The organism is Streptomyces sp. ADI95-17 (genome assembly GCF_003846175.1).
Taxonomy (GTDB): domain Bacteria; phylum Actinomycetota; class Actinomycetes; order Streptomycetales; family Streptomycetaceae; genus Streptomyces; species Streptomyces sanglieri.
The window spans coordinates 31,021-31,541 of the sequence record NZ_ML123053.1 but is presented as its reverse complement, the minus strand read 5'-3'; the positions used below and the strand labels follow the sequence as shown (position 1 = coordinate 31,541).

Genomic DNA, 521 nt, shown 5'->3' with positions numbered 1-521 from the left:
TCCGACGGCGACACCACCAGCCACCGTCCGGACAGCCCGGCACGGTCGGCACCGGAGACCGGCTGCCACGTGACCCGGTAACGCCACGCGTCGGCGACCGCCACCTCACGGGACTGTCGACGCCACGACGACAGGACCGGCAGCGCCGCGCCCAGCGACTCCAGCTCGTCCGAGCCCAAAGCCGCCGCAAAGGCGTCCACGTCCTCCTGCTCCACCGCGGCCCAGAACGCACCGTCCACCGAGGAGGCGAGCGAGGCGGACGCGTCCGCCATGAACGGCGAACCGGCCTCCGGCCAGTAGTGCTCGTGCTGGAAGGCATAGGTGGGCAGGTCGACACGGCGGGCGCCGGCATCGACGAAGTAGGCAGTCCAGTCAACGGCCTTGCCGCGTACGTGCAGTTCGGCGAGGGCGGTGAGTAGGCTCTCCGGCTCGTCACGGTTCTTGCGCAGAACAGGTACGAAGGTGAGCTCGTCGCCCTCGGAACCGCCGCTCACACAGTCCTGGGCCATGGCGGACAGCAC

The 521-nt window shown here is 70.2% G+C and carries 1 protein-coding gene; it reads right to left on the bottom strand.

The window, feature by feature from the left end:
• Positions 1–521, bottom strand: a 521-nt coding sequence (locus EES42_RS45265) for a hypothetical protein (RefSeq protein WP_164495497.1), incomplete at both ends; no start/stop codon positions are given.